The following is a 22,748-nucleotide window of genomic DNA, read 5'->3' on the forward strand; positions in this document are numbered from 1 at the left end:
AATGTAAAACCGAATGATACACGATACTAGCTCCGGAAATATACGTAGACTCCTGCGGGAGGAAAGGGCAAGGTTGAGACCCCTAAAGAAGTAGCACGAGGAGGCTCACCAGCCGCCCGGCGGTAAAGAAGACACTGTGAGGTTCTTTCGAGCAGATGTCGCACTTATACTGTGATAAAGTGTAAAGAAGACACTGTGAGGTTCTTTCGAGCAGATGTCGCCCCTGTACTGGAAGCAACCGCAAGTATATTTCCGGAGCGAGGTCGGTTGCTCATCATTCGGTTTTTCATTAATGATTATTTTTTTGTCCCAGGCTCTTTTTATATAAATGGTTACATGGTATGGTAAAATATTATTTTAGGAAAAGGAAGGATAGTAAAAGGAGATTTTGACATGAAATTTATTGTCGGTTCGAAAAATCCAACAAAAGTAAATGCTGTATCAAGTATATTTCCAGACAATGAAGTAATTGGTATAGAGGTTCCTTCTCAAGTATCTAGTCAACCATTTTCCGATGAGGAAACACTAGAAGGCGCGGTCAACCGTGCAAAACAGTGTGCAAAAGTAGAAAATAACAGTGCTGGCATTGGATTAGAAGGTGGCGTAATGTATGTCGGTGACCGGCTTTATCTATGTAATTGGGGTGCGCTAGTTACGCCAACAGGGACTATATATACAGCTAGTGGTGCAAGGGTCCTATTACCAAAAGAAATGGAAAAACCGCTAAAGCAAGGGATAGAGCTTGGGGTAATTATGGATCAATATGCAAATAAAACTGGAGTATCTAAAAAAGAAGGTGCTATTGGTATATTTACTAATAATCAATTAACCCGCCAGGAAATGTTTGCCCAAGTCGTTACCTTACTTAAAGGTCAGTGGGAGTATTGGCAGAATAAATAGGGGACTGCCCCTATTTATTCATAGATATATGCTAGAACTTCTATAGCTTGTTCTATCGTTTCTACGGTTACATTGGCTTTGTTGGAAAGCTCTTTTAACGGATGAATTAGAACTTCTGGGCGAATAATAATAGTAGGCTTATTCATTGTAATTGCCGCACTTACGTCCATTGCCGTATTCCATTGTTTATATTTTTCTCCAAATAAGGCAATAACGATATCTGCTTTTTGCAGTAAGACTTGCGTTCTAAAATTATTAATACTGGAGGCGGCATCATCTCTATACAGGTTGTTAGGCTGTTTTCCTAAAATATCCTCTCCAATATCATCCGAACGATCATGGTTTGTTTGTGGACCTACAAACTTTAAAGGTAGTTTCACTTCTCTCGCTTTGCTGACAATCTCTTCTCGCCAATTATCATGAATTTGCCCTGCTAAATATACGATAAGTTCCATCTTTTTACCTCCATAATTTATTTATGTTAAGTTAATACTATCGGATTATAACTAGAAATAAAAGTGATACGACTAACGCTTCTACTTGAAATATCTTGAATTAATAGTAAGATAAGGGGTAGAGTGTTAGCAGGTCTATAGTAGGAGGAAACGGAAACATGCCGAAGATGACATATATCGTATGTATTATATTATCCGTATTCGTCATTGCCATAACTGTATTTAGTTTTCAATCAGAAGAGTCAATTATTGCACAAGCCGGAGAAAAAGCAGAAGAAGTTTTCTACAGTGAAGATATTCCCGAGGATAATTATGAAGGAGAATATTTCTCTTTCTACTTACCAGCTAATATGAATGTAGAAGAAGTAGATATGTTTAATGCTATCGTACATGATGGGGACCAACCATTACTCGTCTTTTATAATACATTAGAAGATAACAAAAGCCAGCTGAATTATGAAGCTGCAAAAATAGAAGATGTAGCATTATTAGAATCCTTTTCAGGGAACGATAAATTCGGCTATATTCGCCTTCTTCCTGAAGATGAAAATATGGGATATGAATTACAGATAGGTGTTGGAGGAGTAAAATTAACAACATTTACAAGTAAAAATAAAGCAATCACGGATTCGGAAAACCTTATGAAAATAGCGCTATCTATTGTTGAATAGATAAAAGGCTGAGATATACTAGATGTTAAACTAAAAAATCCATACGATTAATTAACATTAGCTTCAGGCTTGTGTTCTAAAGCCTATCGTTACAAACTATAATCGATTGGATTTTATGCGTTTCAATTATCTACTATGTTTCAGTTTTTTTGTTCTTTAGGTGAAATAGTTGAACAGAAACCCAAACATAGCTATCATAAGAAAGTAAAGGCAAAAGTAAGCCATTATGCCGATAAGTTATAGGAGGCTTTTTTATGAAAATGACCAGTCTTAAAATGAAAAAAATTCTAGAGGAAAGGCTGTCAGATTCTAATTTTAGTATAAAATACAATAGAGAACAGGATACTTTACGTGTTGAGTGGAAGAGTTCCAATCAAGGTGTAACGATTAAACTCCCCAATATAATTGGTAAGTATAATGAGCGTGGTGAACAAGCAATAGATGAGCTTGTCGAACATATATCAGAATCCTTGAAGATAATGAATCAGTCTTATACCCTTAATGGGATGGAAAAACAAATTTTTCCTGTTGTTCGCTCCACTTCATTTCCAACTAGTTCTAAGTCGGGTAGTGAACTTTTATATAAAGATCATACAGCGGAAACAAGAATCTTTTATGCGATTGATTTAGGGAAGTCCTATCGATTAGTTGACCAAGCCATGCTAGAACAGGATGGCTGGACAGAAAAGCGAATTGATGAGATTGCTACTTTTAATTTAAGGTCGTTAGATACTACGTATAAAGTAGATACGGTAGCAGGGAACGATTTTTATTTCTTTGCACAGCAAGATGGATATGATGCTAGTAGAATTCTAAATGAATCGTTATTAGAAGAGATGAAGAGAAAAAGTAAAGGGGAATTAGCTGTTGCGGTACCACACCAAGATGTTTTGATTATAGCTGACATTCAAAACAAGACTGGGTATGATATACTTGCACAGATGACGATGAAATTTTTTACAGAAGGTAGAATTCCCATTACCTCCTTACCATTTATTTACGAGGATAAGAAGTTAACACCGATATTTATTTTAGCTAAAAATAGACCAGAAAAATAAATAGTAGAAAGAGTGAGTTTGATGGACGTATTTTATAATCCTAATGGAATTGGTGATGTATTAATCATTCCATTTAAAGAAACTGATGACCGTTACAGTATAAGTTATGAAACAATTGGTCCAGTAACAAGAATTGTAGACAGCAATCAAGAAGTATTAGGCTATAATATTGCCTATGCTTCGAAGTATTTTGAACTAAAAGAAACAGGTAACATTCCATTAACTAATGAACTATTAGATAAAGTGAAGCAAGTATTTGCGGATAATAATATCGATGATGCACTAGACTTAGACCTTAGTCCGAAGTTTGTTGTAGGTTATGTAGTAGAGAAAACACAACATGAGAATGCTGATAAATTGAGTGTATGTCAAGTAGATGTAGGGAATGAATTACTACAAATCGTATGTGGCGCACCAAATGTGGATAAAGGACAAAAAGTAGTTGTTGCCAAAATTGGAGCTACCATGCCTAGTGGTTTAAGAATTAAACCAACTGAACTTCGAGGAGTACCTTCTAATGGAATGATTTGCTCGCAAAAAGAGCTAGGAATTCCCAATGCTCCAAAGGAAAAAGGAATTTATATCCTAGATGATTCTTATTCAGTTGGTCAAGCTTTTACTGTATAATAGAAAGCAACCTATGTTTGACAGCTTAGGTTGCTTTTTCATTTTAAGATGAGAAAATTATCAATTTTTAATGAATAAGAAAAGTTTTTCCAGTGAAACGAGATTATATTAGAAATTCTATAAAGGAACAAGAGAAAAGAGTGAATGCAATGTGGGATAGATGGAAGAAAAGAATCGAAACATTTATTTGGAAGGAAGTAGAAGTAGAAGAAGAAATTGACTATCAAGATGATGAATATACACCAATACAAGATTCTAAACCTGACATTAAAACGAGGATGGTTTATCAATATCCATACAATAATTCTTACCATATTCCACAAATCTCTAATCCTAATAAAGAGATTAGAAGATCATTAGGAGACATTGAAACACCAGCATACATACGGAAAGGTAATAGACCTAACAATGCTAAGCAACCTATGCCACAACAAGCTGATGTTGCAAAAACAACAAAAGAAAAAAAGCCCTTTGAAAGGACAGATGTCCCTTCGCCGATATATGGCTTTAGAGAACGAACAAATAAAGAAGTTAACTCGATTCCAGCATATGTACGAAAAAAGAGACCAACAGAAGTTACTACTTCTGACTCACACCATAATGATGAGATAAATGCTAACTTGAATTCCTCTGAATCTAGTAATCTAGAAGTCAATCATTTACCAATGCAAGAAGCATATGAGGAAATAAGTAATCCACGACCAGATCTTGAGGAGACAGCTAACCTACAAGAAGATAAGGTTGAATATAAGGATATACAAGAACCCGAGAAAGTTACGCAAATTGCTGATGCGAATCATAATAATCAGGAATCGTCATCAATTCCAACATCAGAAGGGGAGAAACAACGAAGTGTTCCATACAATGTTATAATGACACCTTCAGATAAAAGGAAAATATTACATAAGAAGGTAGAGTATAAACAACAGCCAAAGGTTGAAGTGGAACATGATTCTGATAACAGTTCTAATCATACAACGGTACCTTTACATTTATTAAATGACCCAGTTGAGAAGAGTAATCTAAATGATCAATGGATACAGGAGCAACAGCAATTACTCGAACAGACACTTAAGTATTTCCATGTTCGTGCTAAAGTTGTAAATGCAACACAAGGACCTGCCGTTACTAGATTTGAAGTGCAACCAGAATTAGGGGTGAAAGTTAGCAAGGTAAAAAACTTAAGTGATGATCTGAAGTTGAATATGTCTGCGAAGGATATTCGGATAGAAGCTCCTATCCCAGGCAAGAACACGATTGGAATAGAAGTTCCTAATCCGACCTCGCAAATGGTTGGACTTTCTGAAATAATTGGTTCTAATTCGTTTAAAGATAGTTCCTCACCATTAAGCATCGCTTTAGGGCTAAATATTGAGGGAGCTCCTATCGTGACGAACATTCAAAAAATGCCACATGGCTTAATTGCTGGTGCTACTGGATCTGGTAAGAGTGTATGTATTAATACAATATTGTTAAGCTTAATTTATAAGGCACATCATGACGATGTCAAATTTATACTAATAGATCCGAAGATGGTGGAGCTTGCACCATATAACGGCATACCACATCTTGTATCTCCGGTTATTACGGATGTTAAAGCAGCAACAGCTGCATTAAAATGGGCAGTAAATGAAATGGAAGAACGTTATGAGAAGTTTGTCCAAGAAGGTGTCCGGGATATTGAGCGCTATAATCAAAAAGTATTAAAGCAAGGTCGAGGACATGAAAAAATGCCGTTTATTGTCATTGTAATAGATGAATTAGCGGATCTGATGATGGTATCACCTCAGGATGTAGAGGATGCGATTAGTAGAATTGCGCAAAAGGCTAGGGCATGTGGTATACATTTATTATTAGCAACTCAACGCCCTTCTGTCGATGTATTAACAGGACTAATCAAAGCGAATATTCCTACTAGAATTGCATTTAGTGTGTCCTCGCAAGTTGATTCTAGGACAATTATTGATACTGGTGGTGCAGAAAAGCTGTTAGGTAAAGGTGATATGCTCTTTGTTGAAAATGGAGCTGGTAAAAGTGTCCGTCTACAAGGGCCATTTGTTTCTGATGAGGAAATCGAACGAGTTACTAGCTATGTTAGCTCTTTAGCGGAGCCAAATTATTTATTCGAACAAGAATCATTGTTAAAGCAATTTGAAGCTGATGAGGAAGAGGATGAGCTCCTAACAGAAGCAATTCAATTTGTGTATAACCATGACAGTGCAAGTACCTCCTTATTACAACGACATTTTAAAATAGGGTATAATCGAGCAGCTAGGTTAATTGATGCACTTGAATATAAAGGAATTATTTCTGGTCAAAATGGTAGTAAGCCTAGGGATGTCCTAATTACCAAGGCAGAGCTAGAAGAACTATTATCTTAAACGGATACAAGTAGCGTTTACTTGTTAAAATAGGTTACTGGATATATGATATTATAGGGAATATGTTAGAAGGAGACTACTATGAAAGAGATAGAACAAAAGCTAAGCGGTCAAATAGACCGTTTAACAAATAAAACGTTTAAATTTGATAAACGAATTAAAGAAGGCTGGTTTTCAGCAGTTTATTTTTTAAAGACGAAAGAAATAGTTGAGAAAAAGGTGCCGAATAATCATGTAACAATGCAATTCTTCCAAAAGAAGGATGCTGTACTTTGTGGAACAGACGAAGCAATTGCACTCGTTCATACCTTTGCAGATCATCCAGAAAAGCTAGAAATACATTCCTTAAAAGATGGGGATAAAATTAGCCCATTTGAAACGGTACTTACTATCTCAGGCCCTTACCAGGAGTTTGGTTACTTAGAAGGGATTATTGATGGGATTTTGGCTAGAAGAACATCTATTGCTACAAATGTATATAATGTTGTAAAAGCGGCAAGATCGTCTGGTAAGCAGAAGCCAGTTATTTTCATGGGGGACCGTGATGACCATTATACAACGCAAGCCGGGGATGGTTATGCGGCATTTATAGGTGGTTCTACTGCTCAAGCAACACACGCCATGAATGAGTGGTGGGGCAAAGAAGGTATGGGTACGATGCCACATGCACTGATTCAAATGTTTAAAGGTGATGTTGTTGCAGCGATGGAGGCATACCATGAAGTATACCCTAATGATGATTTAGTAGCACTCGTCGATTATAATAATGATGTTATTACCGATTCATTAAAAGTTGCACGTGCATTCGGTGAAAAGCTTAAAGGTGTTCGTCTGGATACTTCCAATACATTAGTGGATAAATATTTTCTCCGAAATCATCATGTTATGGGGGCGTTTGATCCAAGAGGAGTAAATCCTGAACTTGTATTTGCCCTAAGAAAGGCGCTTGACGACAACGGATTTCAACATGTTGAAATCGTTGCGACAGGTGGGTTCACTGAAGAGAAAATCCGATATTTTGAATCGTTAGGTGTTCCGGTTAATACCTATGGTGTAGGTAGAAGTTTACTGCAGCAAGATATTGGCTTTACTGGTGATAATGTATTATTAAATGGGTCTCCAGAAGCAAAAAATGGCCGACGTTATCGTCCTAATCCACGACTAGAAAAAGTGGAATATCATAAGGCTTAAATACGTTCTAGTGGTTATGATACATCGAAATAACTATTTTATAACTACATTATATTTGGTATAATTATTTAATGTTATTACAATTTATTTAGTAGTAAACGACTAGGTGCTATTGTTCGGAAAGTATGCACATCCCGTGTTGTTCTTACACATATAGTTGGAGGTTCTTTTTTATGACAACTTACCATTTTATTGGTATAAAGGGTACTGGAATGAGTGCTTTAGCACAAATTCTTCATGATTCTGGAGAAAAAGTGCAAGGCTCAGATGTGGAAAAGCAATTTTTCACCCAGGAAGCTCTTGAATCAAAAAACATACCGATTTATCCTTTTTCGAAGGAGAATATTACTGATGGTTTAACGATTATTGCAGGTAATGCGTTTTCAGATGAACATGTTGAAATCCAAGAGGCAAAACGTAAAGGGTTAGTTTTCTACCGTTATCATGAATTCCTAGGAGAATGGTTGAAGCAATATACGAGTATTGCCGTAACGGGAGCTCATGGTAAAACCTCTACGACAGGATTATTAGCACATGTTCTAAATTCATCCTATCCAATTTCATATCTTATTGGTGACGGAACTGGAAATGGACATGTAGATAGCAATTACTTTGTATTTGAAGCATGTGAGTATCGTAGACATTTTCTTAGTTATGAACCAGATTATGCAATCATGACCAATATCGATTTTGATCACCCTGATTACTTTTCAAGTATCAATGATGTATTTGATGCATTTCAGTCTATGGCTGATAATGTTAAAAAGGGTATAATCGCTTGTGGAGATGATGAAAAACTACAGCAAATTCAAGCGAAGGTGCCAGTAGTTTATTACGGATTTTTACCAACAAATGATTTCCAAGCCCAAAATGTGAAGGAAACAGAAGAGGGTACAAAATTCGATGTATTTGTTCGGAATACGTATTATGATACATTTACCATTCCAATGTATGGGAATCATCATGTATTAAATGCACTAGCAGTTATAGCGATTTGCCATTATGAAGGTATGGATGCAGATGCGATGAAACATATTAGTACCTTTAAGGGTGTTAAACGTCGTTTTAGCGAAAAGAATATCAGCAACCAAATCATTATTGATGATTATGCACACCATCCTAGAGAAATTACGGCTACTATAGAATCTGCTAGGAAGAAATATCCTAATAAAGAGGTAGTTGCTATTTTCCAACCGCATACCTTTACAAGGACTAAGACTTTTTTACAAGAATTTGCAGACAGTCTAAATGAAGCGGATTCTATTTATTTATGTGAGATTTTTGCATCTGCTAGGGAAGATAGTGGACAATTAACGATTAACGATTTGCAAAAATTGATACCAAATAGTATCATTCTCGAACTCGAGAAAGTTAAAGAATTAATGAAGCATGAAGATAGTGTGCTAATCTTCATGGGTGCAGGTGATATTCAAAAATTCCAGCATGCCTATGAGGATGCATTATCTGCTAAATAAATGGATACAACTAAAAAAAGTCTGTTGCTATAGCAACAGACTTTTTTTAGAAAAAATCAAGGTAAAAGATGGTAATTGCCCCTGTTCCATTCGCTTTTTGATAGGAAAATAATACATCTATTAGAATTATCTGCTACAAATCAGTCGAATTTTATGATAGAAAAGCCTATAATGGAGATATACTAAGATAGAGCTAAAGATATAATGCCAATGTTTAAATGTCGAAAAATGAGGGAATCTCTTAATATGTACAAGCACATGCATATTGGCAATTATACATGGAAGGGATGGTTATCAGATGGAAGTATTATTATATATTGCTGCTCTTATTGCTGCAGTTGCTTTTGCAGTGCTAGTAGTATATTTGGCAATGACACTAAAGGCTTCAACGCGCACACTAAATAATGTTGCGAATACGCTTGAAGGTCTTGAGAAGCAAATGCAAGGTATTACAACCGAGACAACGGAATTATTACACAAAACAAATGCACTTGCAGAGGATGTCAATCAAAAAACGGCTAAACTAGATGGTTTGTTCGATGGAGTAAAGGGAATTGGAGAAACCGTGCAAGATTTTAATCAAACTTTAAAACAATTTTCATCAAGTATTTCTAGATCGATGGCAGAGAATCAAGATAAGGCATCACAAGCCGTAACATGGGGTGCCGCACTATTTGATTTCATAAAAAAGAGAAAATAAAGGGAGGAAGATTTAGATGGCAGATAATAATGGTAGAGATTTTGTAGTTGGTGCAGTAATTGGTGCAGCAGTAGGAGCCGGTCTAGCTTTATTATTCGCTCCAAAGTCTGGAAAAGAATTACGTGGGGATATAAATGAAGGGGCTCAACAAGTACGTGAGCGCGCTACCGAATGGAAAGATGTTGCACAAGCTAAAGGCTTGGAATGGAAAGATATAGCACAAGCTAAAGGCCAAGAATGGAAAGAAATTGCGACTGAAAAGGGCTCTGAATTAAAACAAAAAACACAAGAAATTACCTCCAATGTTCAAAACAAAATACAGGATCTACGTAAAACAGAGAAGAGCGCGGCAGAGGATACTTCTAAAGGCGATGCTGTAGAGCAAAATCAATAAATAGAAGTGGGTCCACAACAAAGGGTAATGATTAACCCTACTCGATTAAATTATTTAAAGAAATAAACATGAAGAAGATCTCATAATGGAACAGCATTACCTTTGAAGTACAGTACTAATTAGTTAAGTTCAGAGGTATATAGACGCCCAACAAATTTCTTCAGAATGAAAAGGCCGAACTAATTCCCATTTGATTAAAGAATGGAATTAGTTCGGCCTTTCTTGATTTAATTGGCGATTGATTTATCCCCAAACAATAGCCAATCTATCACCGGCTATAATTTGTTCATAAAAAGTAGTAGGCTGATCATTTTTCGTTAATACGAAATTTCCATTTGCGTTAGACAAATCAATATCTACAAAGCGAAAAACATCTTGGAATATAAACGGTTCAATGTTCTTTTCTTCAATGAAAATCTGATCATTTGGATATAGTTCATCATCTAAATCTAATCGTTGCTTACCACGTTTTATTATAAGTTGTGGCTGAGTAAGGGTAACAGTTTGCTGATTAAACAAAACCGTTATTTCAAAGTAATATTCCTTTTTAATAGCTTGAAGCAATGTGTTAACGGTAGGAATCGTTTTTGGTAAAACTGTTAAATGATCATTCTCTTTTAGCTTATTGTGAAGTGTAGCGGGTTTCTCATTAATTAAGATTTGATTTTCCGCGACACCTAAATTAATTCTTTGCTTGTTTACATACAAAATAAATTCTTTTTCTTCAGGGAGTTTTTCGGTACTAACCATAGTGAAAAAGTCTTTAATCGTTCTCGGTGTACGTATTTCAATAATATCACGGTCTTGAATAATGTAATCCTTAGTTTGAAGTGAGTTATTGACATAGTAGGTAGATTTTAATTCAAAAGTCGTTTCATTATATTTAATTTTGACTGGTGGTAAATCACCAACAAGCTCCTGTAATTTGACAATCGGCTGGTTGCCATCTGCTCCTTTCGTGATGTCAATTGTATCACCATTCTGTACGAAGCTATCTACAGTTGCTAGTTCATTATTTAACAGGATAGTCGGTGCCCCTCCAAATTCTCCTGGTAATGTAATTTGTTTGCCATTTAGTGAAATAATCGATGCCATTCCTGGTTTACCGTATAGTTTATTGATTTCTATTCCGGCTTGGACTAAACAGTCTCCAATAGTTAATTGCTTCAATTCAAACATTCTAATGGTTTGTTCGTTCACCTTCAGTGAAATATAATGAATCGGATTTTGTTTGGCTGCTATAGCAATTCCAATTGGTGTAACAAAATCGGGTCCTTTTGGAAGATTATCCGTTTTATTTAAAACTTGGATTGCATCAATATCTCGAATAGCTACTCGATTTGCTGGTAACTGAAGTTTATTTGCCAGCCGGGTAGTGAGATCTGGGGTTTGACTACCGCCTCCTACTAACATAACAGCTTTAGGCTGTGCCCCATTTAATTGCAATATTTCCTTGGCAATGGCAGAAGCTAATCGATCAATGCTATTGTCAATATCAGCTACCAAATTCTCATAAGTTATCGTAGTTTCAAATCCTAATATATCTGCTACAGTAGCACTACCCTCCGTTACTATTTGTCGTTTCGTTACTTCAGCTAATGGGAAATCTAATAAATATGTATCACTTACCGCTTCTGTAATCTCATCCCCAGCAATAGGTACCATGCCATAGGCAACGACCGTACCGGTGTTGGTGATGGCGATATCACTAGTACCTGCACCAATATCTACTAACGCGACATTTAAACGTCTCATGGATTCAGGTATTAACACTTGAATTGCGGCAATAGGTTCTAGTGTTAAAGCATCCATTTCCAAATTCACGCGGTTCAGTGCTGAAAGTAAAGATTCGACCACTACTCTAGGTAAAAATGTCGCAATAATTTCTACTGATGCATGGTTACCAATTTGATCTATTAGGGAACCAATTCGCTCCTCATCAATTTTGTAATGGAGCACGGAATAACCTACACAATAATAGTTAGAAAAATCATGACCAGTTTCATCAGAAGAGATCTTTTGTTGTGCAGCATGTACTGCACTTAACTCTAAGTGCTTGATTGTCTCATGCTCAGTAATTGGTTGTTGATTTAGTTCCAGTATAGCAGAGGATGTGATCGTTTTAAGTGATCTACCAGCTGCAGCTACACAAACTTTACGTAATGGTCCATGGGAAGCCTCTAACATTACCTTCACTTCATTGATGACGTTAGCTACTTCTTCCACATGATGGATTTGCCCATCCAACATCGATCGAACCTTATGCTCTTTCATACAATAATCAATTAGTGTATACGTAGAGTCATTTTTTTCTAAAATTACTCCCGTAACGGAACGGGTACCTATATCTAAAGCAAATATGTAATCTTCTTTCATTATGTAAATCCCCCTAAATTGATAGCTATTGATATACCATCGTCATTCTAACTAAATCTACTATTATTATAAACTTTAAGATGACAAAGAGAAAATTATTAGCTATAATTGGGTCACATTAAGTAGAAGAATCTATTCTAATTGTAGTTTTCCTTTCAGGAGGCATATACATGAATCACAATGAACTAGACCAATTAAGGCATCGACTTGATGATGTTAACTTACAAATACTTGAACTTGTGAATTTACGAGCAGCTATTGTAAAGCAAATTGGTCATATCAAAAATAACCAAGGGATGAAGCGTTTTGATCCTGTAAGAGAAAGAGAAATGTTAGATCATTTAATTCAACATAATAATGGTCCATTTGATAATTCAACCATTGAACATATTTTTAAAGAAATATTTAAGGCTGGATTAGAGTTAATTGAGGATGATCATCGTAAAGAATTGTTAGTTTCTCGGAAGCGTAAGCCTGAGAATACCGTCATCGACATTAAAGGGGAAAAAGTTGGCGATGGAGCGACTCATTACGTTATGGGTCCTTGTGCAGTAGAAAGCTATGATCAAGTGAGAGAAGTCGCAAAGGCTGTTAAAGCGAATGGCATAAAACTGTTTCGGGGTGGAGCATTTAAACCAAGAACTTCCCCATATGATTTTCAAGGGTTAGGGCTCGAGGGGCTGAAAATTCTTAGACAGGTGGCAGATGAATTTGATCTAGCAGTAGTTAGTGAAATCGTCAATCCCGCTCATATTGAAACTGCTCTTAATTATGTTGATGTAATTCAAATTGGGGCAAGAAACATGCAAAATTTTGAATTACTGAAGGCGGCAGGAGAGGTTGATAAGCCAGTCTTATTAAAGCGAGGATTGTCCGCAACAATTTCAGAATTTATCAATGCAGCAGAGTATATAATTTCTCGAGGAAATGGAAATATTATTCTATGTGAACGAGGAATACGCACGTATGAAACAGCGACTAGAAATACATTAGATATATCTGCAGTACCGATATTGAAGCAAGAGACACATTTACCTGTAATGGTTGACGTGACACACTCAACAGGTAGAAGAGATTTATTAATACCAACTGCAAAGGCAGCTTTAGCGATTGGAGCGGACGGTATTATGGCAGAGGTTCACCCCGACCCTGCAGTTGCACTATCTGATTCTAGACAGCAAATGGATATTGAGATGTTTGAAAACTTCTTACAAGAGTTATCTAAATACACTTCATCTATTGGCTAGAAGAGTTTGATTCAATTGGGGTCAAGCTCTCTTTCTTGTTGCATAAGTACCAGCATGTATTATAGCTCATTCACTTTTAATATAGTCAATATCGACTAAGAAGGAGAGGAGTTGACATGCAACACCAGCAACTTATGTCGACATACCTCAATAAAGGGGATATGTCTCCATTTCTTATAGCTTAGCCAGTCTCTATGCTACGCGGCTGGTTATGCTGCTGTTAAATTTTTTGTGTTTTTTATCGCGGTAGAGTATGATTGTTAATAGAATATTTCATGTCGAATGGAACGGAATTAGGAGGTTATAAAATGACAGTTACAATATATGATGTAGCAAGAGAGGCAAATGTTTCCATGGCAACCGTTTCCCGTGTTGTAAATGGTAACCCGAATGTAAAACCAACAACTAGAAAGAAGGTATTGGCAACGATAGAGCGATTGGGCTATCGTCCAAATGCAGTCGCACGTGGGCTAGCTAGTAAAAAGACTACAACTGTAGGCGCGATTATTCCAGATATTTCTAGTATATTTTTTGCAGAATTAGCGCGAGGAATTGAAGATATAGCGACAATGTATAAATACAATATTATCTTGAGTAATTCTGATCAAAATAAGGATAAAGAGCTTCAATTAATTAATACGATGCTTGAAAAACAAGTAGATGGAATTATCTTTATGGGTGGAAATATAACACAAGAGCATATCCACCAATTTTCAACTGCTTCCGTTCCAGTAGTATTAGCTGCTACCTATGATGGTACAGAAGCTACTCCTTCAGTCAATATTGATTATGAAGTTGCTGCATATGAAGCAGCAAAAAATTTAATTGATAAAGGAAATAAACGTTTGGCGTTTATTAATGGTAATGAAGAAGAAACCATTAATCAGTTAAAATATCAAGGCTATTTACGTGCTTTAAAAGAAGCATCGATTGAGCCTGTTGCAGATTATGTTGTAAATGGTGATTACACGTACGAATCTGGAATCAAAGCAGTTGAGCAATTTATGAGCTTATCACAAAAGCCTACTGCAGTATTTGCAGCTTCAGATGCTATTGCCCTTGGTGCAATCCATGGTGCACAAGATTTAGGATATCGTGTTCCAGAGGACTTAGAAGTCTTTGGATTTGATAATACAAAATTAGCTAATATGGTTCGCCCTACCTTATCTACTGTTGTGCAGCCAATGTATGATATTGGTGCTGTAGCGATGCGTCTATTGACTAAATATATGAACAAAGAAGAAGTAGAAGAGAAAAAGGTAGTATTGCCACATCGTCTTGTCGAAAGAAACTCAACAAAGTAATATAAATGTCGATATATAAGATATAGCGTTTATGAAGCAGAAGTTTGGGGAGAGGGAATATGAGAAAAAGAGATCTATTAACTCCAATCGGCATTACCATAGGCTTTATTATGATTATGGCGGCGATACTATCAAATGCAGGTGCAGAAGGGTTTGTATCGTTCCTCGATATTTCTTCCATTCTAATAGTATTAGGTGGAGTAGTAGGTTCATTATTAATTAACTTTAAAATGGACCAAATTAAATTAACGGGAAGAGTAGTGAAAGAATCCTTTCATCAAAATGAACAAAAGCTTCCTGAATTAATTAATCTATTTATTCGACTTTCTGAACGCGCAAGACGCGAGGGAATATTAGCTTTAGAAAATGAATTAGAAGACGTGGATGATCCATTTATCAAAAAGGGTATTCTCTTAGCCGTTGACGGTATTGAACCAGAAGTAATTCACGATATTATGAATGCTGAGATTACGGCAATGGAGGAACGTCATTATCGTGGAAGAATGATTATTGAAAAATGCGGGGAATATGCACCAGCATGGGGAATGATTGGAACATTAATTGGTTTAGTGCTGATGTTAAATAATTTGACAGATCCCGCTACACTCGGTCCTAGTATGGCAGTTGCTCTTTTAACTACCTTATATGGAACGGTGCTTGCTAACCTTGTATTTATACCGATGGCAAGTAAGCTAGAGAGTAAAACAGAGGAAGAGGTTTTTATCAAGCAAATTATCATTGAAGGTGTTATTGGTGTTCAATCAGGTCAGAATCCTCGAATACTCGAAGAGAAGCTAGGAGCCTTTTTATCAGTTGATACGAAGGATAAGGATGCAGTCGAAGAAGCGTCTTCGTATGTGGGGGATGGCCTAAATGAAGCGTAGAGAAGGAAGAAAAAACGTAAAAAAGGGTGCACCGAAATGGATGGTAACGTACTCCGATATGGTCACTTTAATATTAGTTTTTTTCATCTTACTATTCTCTATGTCTCAGATTGACTCTGCTAAATTTGAAGCGATTTCTGAATCGTTTAAGAATCGGATGATTTTTGATTTCTTCCCATCTCCTGTCCCGATGGATAATCCTACGGAAAACACAAGCACGGAAGAAAAGGGTCAGACTACAAATGAGTTTGATATGCCTGTTAATGATGATAAAAAGTCCAAACCAGACTCCGATACAGCTGAGGATTCTTTAAGTAATTTGATGGACGAAGTAGAAGCATACTTGGACGAGCATAGTCTAAACCATGTAATATCCGCTAATCGTTCTGAACGTGGAGTAGAATTAGTGTTACAGGATAGTATTTTATTTGATTCCGGAGAGGCTGATATTCTCCCATCAGCACACCCCTTCCTAACAAAGGTAGGGAATTTACTATCACAAATCAATAATGATATTAAAGTAGAAGGACATACGGATGATGTACCAATGTCTAGTTACCGATACCCATCGAACTGGGAGCTATCTGGAGCACGTGCAAGTAGTGTAGTTAGGCTATTAGTAGATGAGAACAAATTGGATGAAGACAGGTTCTCCATTGCCGGTTATAGTGACACAAAACCTCTTGTCCCGAATGATAGTGCTAGTAATCGAAGCAAAAATAGAAGAGTTGAAATAGTTATTTTGGAAGAATCCTATACAGAGAGTTAAAGAGGATAAGACAGTAAGAAGTAATGGTATGGTTGAAATAAGAAACGATTAATAGAGTTGTGCGTTGAGTACATATGTAGACTCCACGAGTAGAGCCCCCAGGATGAGAATGCTGGTATCTAAGGCGTAATTTTCTTGGGTAATGGCTCGATGTGGAATTATTCCTTAAAAAGGTAGATGTATTAATCTCTTATCGTTTCCTTTACCTATTCCTATTCTTTTAATGTCTTATCCTCTTTTTACTTTTGTATACTTTAATAAGTAGTCTAGGTTAGATTTATTTTTCTCTTCAATTTCTTTTTTACGAGGAATCGTCGGGATCTCTTCCGTTTTATCGTGCCATGTTGTAGGTAAAGTTACTGGCGATTCTGTTTGCCACTCCTGGATCCATGAAGGGGGGAGAAGCCCTTGAAGCGGCTTTTCATCCTTCATAACATTCCAGATTTGTGCCCATGCTCTTGGGACTACTCGCCATATATCATAACCCCCTCCGCCTAATGCAATCCACCTTCCATTACAATACGTATTACTGATTTGTAATGCAACTTCGGGAATTTTTTCAAAGGTAGTCATAGAACCGCATAAATGTGTTAATGGATCATAGAAATGGGAATCTGCACCGTTTTGAGTAATGATAATATCTGGTTTAAAGAATTCGGCTATTTCCCAAATAGCGGTCTCATAACTCTCGATATAAGATTTATCTTGGGTGAAGGCATCTATTGGTAAATTGAAGCTGTATCCATGTCCTTCTTTAATTCCTCGTTCTGTAACCTTTCCAGTGCCAGGGAAAAGATACCTTCCTGTTTCATGGATAGAAAAGGTACAAACGTTAGGGTCATCATAAAACGCCTCTTGTACGCCATCACCATGATGGGCATCGGTATCGATATATAATACCTTTAAATGAAAGTGTTGTCGGATGTATTGAATAGCAATTGCTGCATCATTGTAAATACAAAATCCTGATGCTCTCCGTTTAAAACCATGATGCAGTCCACCTGCAAAATTCACTGCTCTAGTAGCGCCATCCTTTAATACGGCATCCACTGCAGTGAGTGTTGCTCCTACTATTTGAGTAGCTGCTTTATGCATGTTTGGGAAGACGGGAGTATCCTCTGTACCTAGTCCAAACCGATTTAAATCATCTTTAGATAAAGTCATAGCTGATTTTACTGCCCGAATATATGCTGGTTCATGAAGTAACAGAATTTCATCGTCTTCTGCTTCGCGGGGTTTGATGATATGAATGTCAGATAGTTGGCCAGATTTTTCTAGTAAATCTTTTGTAAGTACTACTCGTTTCTGGTTGAAAGGGTGTTCATCGTGGAAGTGATAGTTTAAAAGTGAATAATCAAAAACAAATTTTATGTTTGGATTCATAGTCTAGGCTCCGGAATGTTATTTGGCCACATCAACTCATACCCTGCATCACGTAAATCTCTGATAATAGGTAATGGATTCATTGTTTGAACGCGAAAGACTAATATTTTATAATCAGGATCATTTCTAAATGGATAAACTAATACAGAAGAAATGTTAACACTTCGTTTTCCAAAAATAGATGCAACTTCAGGTAATATACCTGGTTTATGTGGAACTTTCACTTCTATATGAGAACTTTGAACATGGGTTCCGGTTAGCTGAATTAACGTATAAAGCAAATCCTTCTCCGTGATCACACCTACAAGTTTGTCATGATGAACAACAGGTAGACATGCAATTTCTCGGTCATAAAAAATTCTAGCTACCTCTTCAACAAAATCTAATGGATGTGCGGTTAAGACAGGGCTTGACATAATCGAAGAGATTTCTTTCTCTAAGATATTACTATTGGAATCAGCAGATGAAAAGATAGATGGGCTTGCGTCTCGCACATCTCGATCTGATACTATTCCAACAACCAAATTATCTTTGTCCACAATTGGTATATGTCTAATTTTGTATTCCACTAATAATTCGTGTGCTTTAGCAATGGAATCGGTTGGGTTTAAAGTCACAACATTACGGTTCATTATTTCTTCAACATGCATTACAGACCCTCCCTAAAACTTCGTAATTGGTATCGTTTTAGAAATCTAAGCTTTTCAAATTGGTTGATAGATGCTTCATCGACCTTCGAACCAATCCGTACCATTAAACAATTCGCTGGGTGTGAAATAATTTCAGGGTCATCCGTTGGAGCAGGTAGTAGTCCACCAGAAGCCATCATTTTTTCCATTACTTTGCGATATTCCCAAATACTTAAATTGGTTCCTTTTAAATCCCAGTGCCAATAATATTCCGTAGAAATAATAATATAATGTTCCATAAAAGGATCCATCATGGAAACATGGAGGAGATTAGAAGCCACTTTTCCCCCTCGATAGTCTGGAATTACTTCAATAGCCCCTAGTTCAATCAAATTAGTCATTTGGAAGGTTGACCATCTTTCTAAGGGGTCGGGGTAAAGGTAGGTTACATAACCAATAATAGTGTTCTGTTCTCTAGCAATGATAATTCGGCCATCAGGTAAATCAGCAATACCCATCAGTGCTTGAAATTGGTTAGGTGCAGGGCGAAAGGAATTTAAATCTGGATGAAATTCGTACCTAGCTAACTCTAAAGAGGAGATAGGTCCTTCAATAATGAGTAACTTATCTTTTACTTGATGTTCCATTTTGTTATACGTTTTGATATGTTCCATGTTTTCACCACCGAATTATCTTGTTACATTATATTATACAGGATTATCGTTGTAATTTTTAGTCTTTTTTAGAACAAAGAAGAAGAAGGGCAGGTTTTCTTTTAGTAGGGATTCTATCTGAACATCCGTATTATACTTTACCTGGAAAGGGACTATATTTGTAGTTTATCTTACCTGATTATTCTACATGAAAAAAAGCTTGTAGAGAAAATTTACGTACTCTCTCTACAAGCTTAAAATGAAGGGTTAACCTTCGTCCTCACCATCACCTGGAGGTTCTTGCTCCCCGGGATCTTGAGGGTTATTTGGATTAGGTTCAGTATTATCTCCGCCACCATCTACAGGTTCTTCCTCATCACCAGTATTCGGTTTTTCAGGGTCTTTAGGTGTATTTGGTTTTGGATTTTTTGGCTTATCTTTATCCTTATTATCTTTGTTATCTGGTTTGTCTGGTTTATCAGGTTCTTCCGATTCCGCGAAATCACCTATTACTATTTCTTCAGAAGCTTTGGACTCCAATCCAAAGTAATCTACTGCTTTAACGTGATAGACACCTGTACCACTGGGCAGGGTGAATTTTGTTTCAATCGAGCTACCGATTAGCTTGAATGATTCACCAGGTTCATTAGCGCGAAAGATGCGGTAACCAACTACATCTTTACTAGAAGAAGCATTCCATGTTAAGCTCATTCCGCTGTTTTTCAGTGAACTTGGTGCTTTTGGAGCAACACCATCATCATTTATCATAGAGTTAAACCCTTTGGTATTTGGTATAGTTATTTTCTCCCATGCTTCTCTCCTAATGGAAGGGAATAACTGAGTAATATCTCTCAACTTATCGTATTGATTTCGAATTAGCCATTCAGGATTAAATGATAGCCCGTCATCTTGAATGAATTCTTTCGGTGTATTCGGCCCTGCCAGTACGGCTTTCCCATCCACCAAGACATAAGATCCTCGTCTCAAACTATCATCTACTTGTGTTGGAACAAATTTAGCATTAAATATATCACTTGAAACAAGTCCAGCCTCATTACATAGATCAGATGGAAGCATTCCAGATGTTGCACAGTAGCTACGAGAAACGATTCCATCTGGCCGTTGAAACTTCTCTGAAGGTGCTATTAAATCAGGATTTATATCAGAAGCTACATTGATCAGTTCTGCCCATAATTTTAAATTACGATTTGTATGGTGCAACTCGCAGCTATCACATACTAGAGACTGGCCAATTCTGTATCCTAACCATGCACCCATTGTAACATTTGGATTTGATCCAACGAAATGGACATCATGTGTATATTGTGATGTACCAGTTTTACCTGCCCAATCGACATTTTTATACTTTAACTGACCTGGAAGATAGGATGCTGATCCTTGCTTAACAACATCTCTCATCATATCAAGTGTTAAATAACTCGTCTGAGGAGTAAACACTTCGACAGGTTCACTCTTATGTTCGTAAACAACCTCTCCATCTTGAGTAGTAATTTTCTCAATCATATAAGCATCGACAAAGTTACCACCATTTGCAAATGTAACATATGCATTTGTGTTTTCTTCAATCGTTATACCAGTTGATGTCCCCCCAATAGCAAGGGCTTGATGTGCATATTCATCGTCCCCGATAGAGGTAATTCCCATTTTGCGAAGGTATTGTTCAACTGGATTGTCATTCATTATTTGCGTATAGACTTTTATAGCTGGAACATTATAGGAATTCATTAAATGATTCCGAACAGGTAAAATACCATGATAGCTATTGTCGAAGTTTTGTGGAGTCCAACTACCCCATGACGTTTCAACGTCTGCAATTGGTGTACCTGGCTGAACGACTCCTTTTTCCATAGCTGGAGCAAACACTAATAATGGTTTCATTGTACTTCCGTTCGATCTCTTTGCCCTTGTAGCATAATTTAACTGATTATCATAGCTAAATCCTCGTCCGCCAAGAAAACTAATGATTCTACCAGTGGAATTTTCGATTAATTCCGCAGCGGCCTCTACTCGTTGGCGTTCAATTACTTCACCTGTACTAGGATCGACAACTTGCTTTGTTGAATCTGGTCCATAATGTTTAAAGTTCTTGGCAACTTCTTGCCAAGCATCATAGATATCCTTATCAATCGTCGAATGGATATTATAGCCATTTCTACGTAAGTCTCGATTGGCTAATATGGCATATTCTTCTTTGAGCTCATGATTGTCATCTAAATCTTCCTTCGTGTAGCCATTCTTTTCAGCTAACACATAAGTCAAGATTTCACTAGCTCTTTCTTCTAATTCAATAGTCAAATGTGGATATTTATCAAGTGTTGATTCTGATTCTGTTACAAAATCTTTTGTAATATCATACTTTAATGCTTCTTGATATTCCTTTTCTGTTATTTTCCCTGATTCATACATACGACTAAGCACGACTTTCATACGATTAACACCAGGAGCTAGCCCTTCTTCATCCTTTAAACCGCCACCACTTTTATATGGCGTATAATAAGAAGGACCTTGTGGTAGGCCGGCAAGAAATGCAGCTTGTGGTAAGTTTACCTCGTTTGCATCGACACCAAAGAGTTCCTGTGCGGCAGTTTGAACACCTGCGATAATCCTACCATTAGCACTACGCCCATAAGGGATAATATTTAAATAAGCCTCTAATATTTCATCTTTACTAAAGAACTGTTCTAACCGCATAGCTAGTAATATTTCTTTTGCTTTTCTATCAAACGATACTTCATTTGTCAAAATCTGGTTTTTAATTAATTGTTGTGTTAACGTACTACCACCAGATTTCATGTCAGAGTTCGTAAACTCTTGGACTAAGGCCCGAATGATGGCCTTTGGTACAACTCCATTATGCTCGTAGAAGAATTCATCTTCTGTAGCCAAGACAGCCTCTATTAAAGTAGGGGATATGTTTTCTAGTTTGGTCTCTTCACGGTGAAGATCAGATTGAATATCACCGATATAAATATCTCCTGCAAAATACAGTTTGGAAGTCTCTTCATAGTTATAGATATCTTTTTCCATACTTTCGTATGACCTAATCGGTTCATCTTTTACAAGAGAAGCAAAATATCCAAACCCGATTCCTGCACCTAAAAACATTCCAATGGTCCCTAATATGATAAAAAATAAGATAACATTCCAGATGACATCATATGTAATTCGGGAAACACGTTGGATTTTTCCAGTGTTCCAAACCGTTTTTACCTTGGTTCCAACATTTTGAAAAAAGTGTTTAAAATCCACGATAAAACCTCCTATTATTCCAAGCATTATTATAGCATAGTAGAAAAAGAGTAGGTACTGTAATTTAAAAAAACGTTGCATTTTTGAAATATATTTTATATGATATGTGTAATACTATATTTGAAAGCAATGAAGGAAACAGTAGTATTGCAAATCCCTTTCCAAGAGAACTGGTGGTTGGTGGGAACCAGTAAATATTTGCGTACGAATTACAATTCTGGAGCAATCTTAATGAGCCTATTAGGTGAAATTAAGACGGTGAAAGTCATCGTTAACAACCCCAAAGTGGCAGAATTCTGCAACAAGGGTGGTACCGCGTGTTTAACTCGTCCCTTATTTACATAAGGAATGGGTTTTTTTGTTTTTTAAAAGAAAAAGTTG

19 protein-coding genes and 1 other annotated feature are annotated in these 22,748 nt (G+C 36.7%); of the genes, 13 read left to right on the forward strand and 6 right to left on the reverse strand.

Features of this window, described 5'->3' with window-relative positions; translation table 11 throughout:
• Window positions 1-393 precede the first annotated feature (393 nt).
• Entirely contained in the window at window positions 394-900 is a 507-nt protein-coding gene (locus ACSKT4_RS07780; RefSeq protein WP_186871314.1) for a DUF84 family protein, read from the forward strand.
• A 14-nt stretch (window positions 901-914) separates the two neighbouring features.
• On the opposite strand, the gene ACSKT4_RS07785 is transcribed toward ACSKT4_RS07780, so the two are convergent.
• A complete protein-coding gene (locus ACSKT4_RS07785) occupies window positions 915-1,355 on the reverse strand; it encodes a YtoQ family protein (protein WP_186871315.1) in 441 nt (146 codons plus the stop codon).
• Window positions 1,356-1,513: 158 nt separating this feature from the next.
• Here ACSKT4_RS07785 and ACSKT4_RS07790 point away from each other — a divergent pair, with 158 nt between their 5' ends.
• The 8 genes from ACSKT4_RS07790 (at window position 1,514) to ACSKT4_RS07825 (ending at window position 9,852) form a co-directional block, all read left to right on the forward strand.
• On the forward strand, window positions 1,514-2,026 hold the full coding sequence (locus tag ACSKT4_RS07790; RefSeq protein ID WP_186871316.1) for a hypothetical protein: 513 nt from the start codon (window positions 1,514-1,516) through the stop codon (window positions 2,024-2,026).
• A gap of 254 nt (window positions 2,027-2,280) precedes the next feature.
• Window positions 2,281-3,084: a DUF1444 domain-containing protein gene (locus ACSKT4_RS07795; RefSeq protein WP_186871317.1), complete on the forward strand. Its 804-nt coding sequence runs from the start codon at window positions 2,281-2,283 to the stop codon at window positions 3,082-3,084.
• Window positions 3,085-3,105: 21 nt separating this feature from the next.
• A complete protein-coding gene (gene ytpR, locus ACSKT4_RS07800) occupies window positions 3,106-3,711 on the forward strand; it encodes a YtpR family tRNA-binding protein (protein WP_186871318.1) in 606 nt (201 codons plus the stop codon).
• A gap of 665 nt (window positions 3,712-4,376) precedes the next feature.
• Complete coding sequence (locus tag ACSKT4_RS07805) at window positions 4,377-6,092, forward strand: DNA translocase FtsK (protein ID WP_465823208.1); 1,716 nt, start codon at window positions 4,377-4,379, stop codon at window positions 6,090-6,092.
• An 81-nt stretch (window positions 6,093-6,173) separates the two neighbouring features.
• On the forward strand, window positions 6,174-7,283 hold the full coding sequence (locus ACSKT4_RS07810) for a nicotinate phosphoribosyltransferase (protein WP_186871320.1): 1,110 nt from the start codon (window positions 6,174-6,176) through the stop codon (window positions 7,281-7,283).
• Window positions 7,284-7,456: 173 nt separating this feature from the next.
• Window positions 7,457-8,758: a UDP-N-acetylmuramate--L-alanine ligase gene (gene murC / locus ACSKT4_RS07815; protein WP_465823137.1), complete on the forward strand. Its 1,302-nt coding sequence runs from the start codon at window positions 7,457-7,459 to the stop codon at window positions 8,756-8,758.
• Between the two features lie 298 nt (window positions 8,759-9,056).
• Window positions 9,057-9,458 (forward strand): DUF948 domain-containing protein, encoded by a 402-nt coding sequence (locus tag ACSKT4_RS07820; RefSeq protein WP_186871322.1) that lies wholly within the window; start codon window positions 9,057-9,059, stop codon window positions 9,456-9,458.
• Between the two features lie 16 nt (window positions 9,459-9,474).
• Window positions 9,475-9,852 (forward strand): YtxH domain-containing protein, encoded by a 378-nt coding sequence (locus ACSKT4_RS07825; RefSeq protein ID WP_465823138.1) that lies wholly within the window; start codon window positions 9,475-9,477, stop codon window positions 9,850-9,852.
• 243 nt (window positions 9,853-10,095) lie between these two features.
• Here ACSKT4_RS07825 and ACSKT4_RS07830 read toward each other — a convergent pair whose 3' ends face one another.
• Window positions 10,096-12,228 (reverse strand): cell division protein FtsA, encoded by a 2,133-nt coding sequence (locus ACSKT4_RS07830; RefSeq protein ID WP_465823139.1) that lies wholly within the window; start codon window positions 12,226-12,228, stop codon window positions 10,096-10,098.
• 170 nt (window positions 12,229-12,398) lie between these two features.
• On the opposite strand from ACSKT4_RS07830, the gene ACSKT4_RS07835 reads away from it, so the two are divergent.
• The 4 genes from ACSKT4_RS07835 (at window position 12,399) to motS (ending at window position 16,432) form a co-directional block, all read left to right on the forward strand.
• The gene (locus ACSKT4_RS07835; protein ID WP_186871325.1) at window positions 12,399-13,475 is read left to right on the forward strand and encodes a bifunctional 3-deoxy-7-phosphoheptulonate synthase/chorismate mutase; all 1,077 of its coding nucleotides are present in this window, start codon (window positions 12,399-12,401) and stop codon (window positions 13,473-13,475) included.
• A 308-nt stretch (window positions 13,476-13,783) separates the two neighbouring features.
• Window positions 13,784-14,779 (forward strand): catabolite control protein A, encoded by a 996-nt coding sequence (gene ccpA / locus ACSKT4_RS07840; RefSeq protein ID WP_186871326.1) that lies wholly within the window; start codon window positions 13,784-13,786, stop codon window positions 14,777-14,779.
• 59 nt (window positions 14,780-14,838) lie between these two features.
• Window positions 14,839-15,663 (forward strand): flagellar motor protein MotP, encoded by an 825-nt coding sequence (gene motP / locus ACSKT4_RS07845; protein ID WP_186871327.1) that lies wholly within the window; start codon window positions 14,839-14,841, stop codon window positions 15,661-15,663.
• Complete coding sequence (motS, locus tag ACSKT4_RS07850; protein WP_186871328.1) at window positions 15,653-16,432, forward strand: flagellar motor protein MotS; 780 nt, start codon at window positions 15,653-15,655, stop codon at window positions 16,430-16,432. The genes motP and motS overlap by 11 nt, the downstream gene beginning before the upstream one ends.
• A 228-nt stretch (window positions 16,433-16,660) precedes the next feature.
• Here the strand turns inward: motS and ACSKT4_RS07855 are convergent, their stop codons facing one another.
• The 4 genes from ACSKT4_RS07855 to ACSKT4_RS07870 all read right to left on the reverse strand — a co-directional run bounded on the left by ACSKT4_RS07855 (window position 16,661) and on the right by ACSKT4_RS07870 (window position 22,367).
• Window positions 16,661-17,815, reverse strand: coding sequence for an acetoin utilization protein AcuC (locus ACSKT4_RS07855; protein ID WP_186871329.1), 1,155 nt, complete (start codon window positions 17,813-17,815; stop codon window positions 16,661-16,663).
• A complete protein-coding gene (locus tag ACSKT4_RS07860) occupies window positions 17,812-18,465 on the reverse strand; it encodes an acetoin utilization AcuB family protein (protein ID WP_186871330.1) in 654 nt (217 codons plus the stop codon). The genes ACSKT4_RS07855 and ACSKT4_RS07860 overlap by 4 nt, the downstream gene beginning before the upstream one ends.
• Window positions 18,465-19,118 carry a GNAT family N-acetyltransferase gene (locus ACSKT4_RS07865; protein ID WP_186871331.1) on the reverse strand — a complete coding sequence of 218 codons (654 nt, stop codon included), beginning with the start codon at window positions 19,116-19,118 and terminating at the stop codon, window positions 18,465-18,467. Before ACSKT4_RS07865 ends, ACSKT4_RS07860 begins: the two co-directional genes overlap by 1 nt.
• A gap of 246 nt (window positions 19,119-19,364) precedes the next feature.
• On the reverse strand, window positions 19,365-22,367 hold the full coding sequence (locus tag ACSKT4_RS07870; protein ID WP_465823140.1) for a transglycosylase domain-containing protein: 3,003 nt from the start codon (window positions 22,365-22,367) through the stop codon (window positions 19,365-19,367).
• Window positions 22,368-22,487: 120 nt separating this feature from the next.
• Window positions 22,488-22,704: a binding site (T-box leader), on the forward strand.
• The last annotated feature ends 44 nt before the right edge of the window (window positions 22,705-22,748 follow it).

The organism is Ornithinibacillus liuyingii, assembly GCF_055550225.1.

What these genes read in the sequence shown, in the direction of transcription:
- ACSKT4_RS07780 (WP_186871314.1), top strand. Translation starts at nt 394, where the DNA reads ATGAAATTTATTGTCGGTTCGAAAAATCCAACAAAAGTAAATGCTGTA.
- ACSKT4_RS07785 (WP_186871315.1), bottom strand. Translation starts at nt 1,355, where the DNA reads ATGGAACTTATCGTATATTTAGCAGGGCAAATTCATGATAATTGGCGA.
- ACSKT4_RS07790 (WP_186871316.1), top strand. Translation starts at nt 1,514, where the DNA reads ATGCCGAAGATGACATATATCGTATGTATTATATTATCCGTATTCGTC.
- ACSKT4_RS07795 (WP_186871317.1), top strand. Translation starts at nt 2,281, where the DNA reads ATGAAAATGACCAGTCTTAAAATGAAAAAAATTCTAGAGGAAAGGCTG.
- ytpR (WP_186871318.1), top strand. Translation starts at nt 3,106, where the DNA reads ATGGACGTATTTTATAATCCTAATGGAATTGGTGATGTATTAATCATT.
- ACSKT4_RS07805 (WP_465823208.1), top strand. Translation starts at nt 4,377, where the DNA reads ATGCAAGAAGCATATGAGGAAATAAGTAATCCACGACCAGATCTTGAG.
- ACSKT4_RS07810 (WP_186871320.1), top strand. Translation starts at nt 6,174, where the DNA reads ATGAAAGAGATAGAACAAAAGCTAAGCGGTCAAATAGACCGTTTAACA.
- murC (WP_465823137.1), top strand. Translation starts at nt 7,457, where the DNA reads ATGACAACTTACCATTTTATTGGTATAAAGGGTACTGGAATGAGTGCT.
- ACSKT4_RS07820 (WP_186871322.1), top strand. Translation starts at nt 9,057, where the DNA reads ATGGAAGTATTATTATATATTGCTGCTCTTATTGCTGCAGTTGCTTTT.
- ACSKT4_RS07825 (WP_465823138.1), top strand. Translation starts at nt 9,475, where the DNA reads ATGGCAGATAATAATGGTAGAGATTTTGTAGTTGGTGCAGTAATTGGT.
- ACSKT4_RS07830 (WP_465823139.1), bottom strand. Translation starts at nt 12,228, where the DNA reads ATGAAAGAAGATTACATATTTGCTTTAGATATAGGTACCCGTTCCGTT.
- ACSKT4_RS07835 (WP_186871325.1), top strand. Translation starts at nt 12,399, where the DNA reads ATGAATCACAATGAACTAGACCAATTAAGGCATCGACTTGATGATGTT.
- ccpA (WP_186871326.1), top strand. Translation starts at nt 13,784, where the DNA reads ATGACAGTTACAATATATGATGTAGCAAGAGAGGCAAATGTTTCCATG.
- motP (WP_186871327.1), top strand. Translation starts at nt 14,839, where the DNA reads ATGAGAAAAAGAGATCTATTAACTCCAATCGGCATTACCATAGGCTTT.
- motS (WP_186871328.1), top strand. Translation starts at nt 15,653, where the DNA reads ATGAAGCGTAGAGAAGGAAGAAAAAACGTAAAAAAGGGTGCACCGAAA.
- ACSKT4_RS07855 (WP_186871329.1), bottom strand. Translation starts at nt 17,815, where the DNA reads ATGAATCCAAACATAAAATTTGTTTTTGATTATTCACTTTTAAACTAT.
- ACSKT4_RS07860 (WP_186871330.1), bottom strand. Translation starts at nt 18,465, where the DNA reads ATGCATGTTGAAGAAATAATGAACCGTAATGTTGTGACTTTAAACCCA.
- ACSKT4_RS07865 (WP_186871331.1), bottom strand. Translation starts at nt 19,118, where the DNA reads ATGGAACATATCAAAACGTATAACAAAATGGAACATCAAGTAAAAGAT.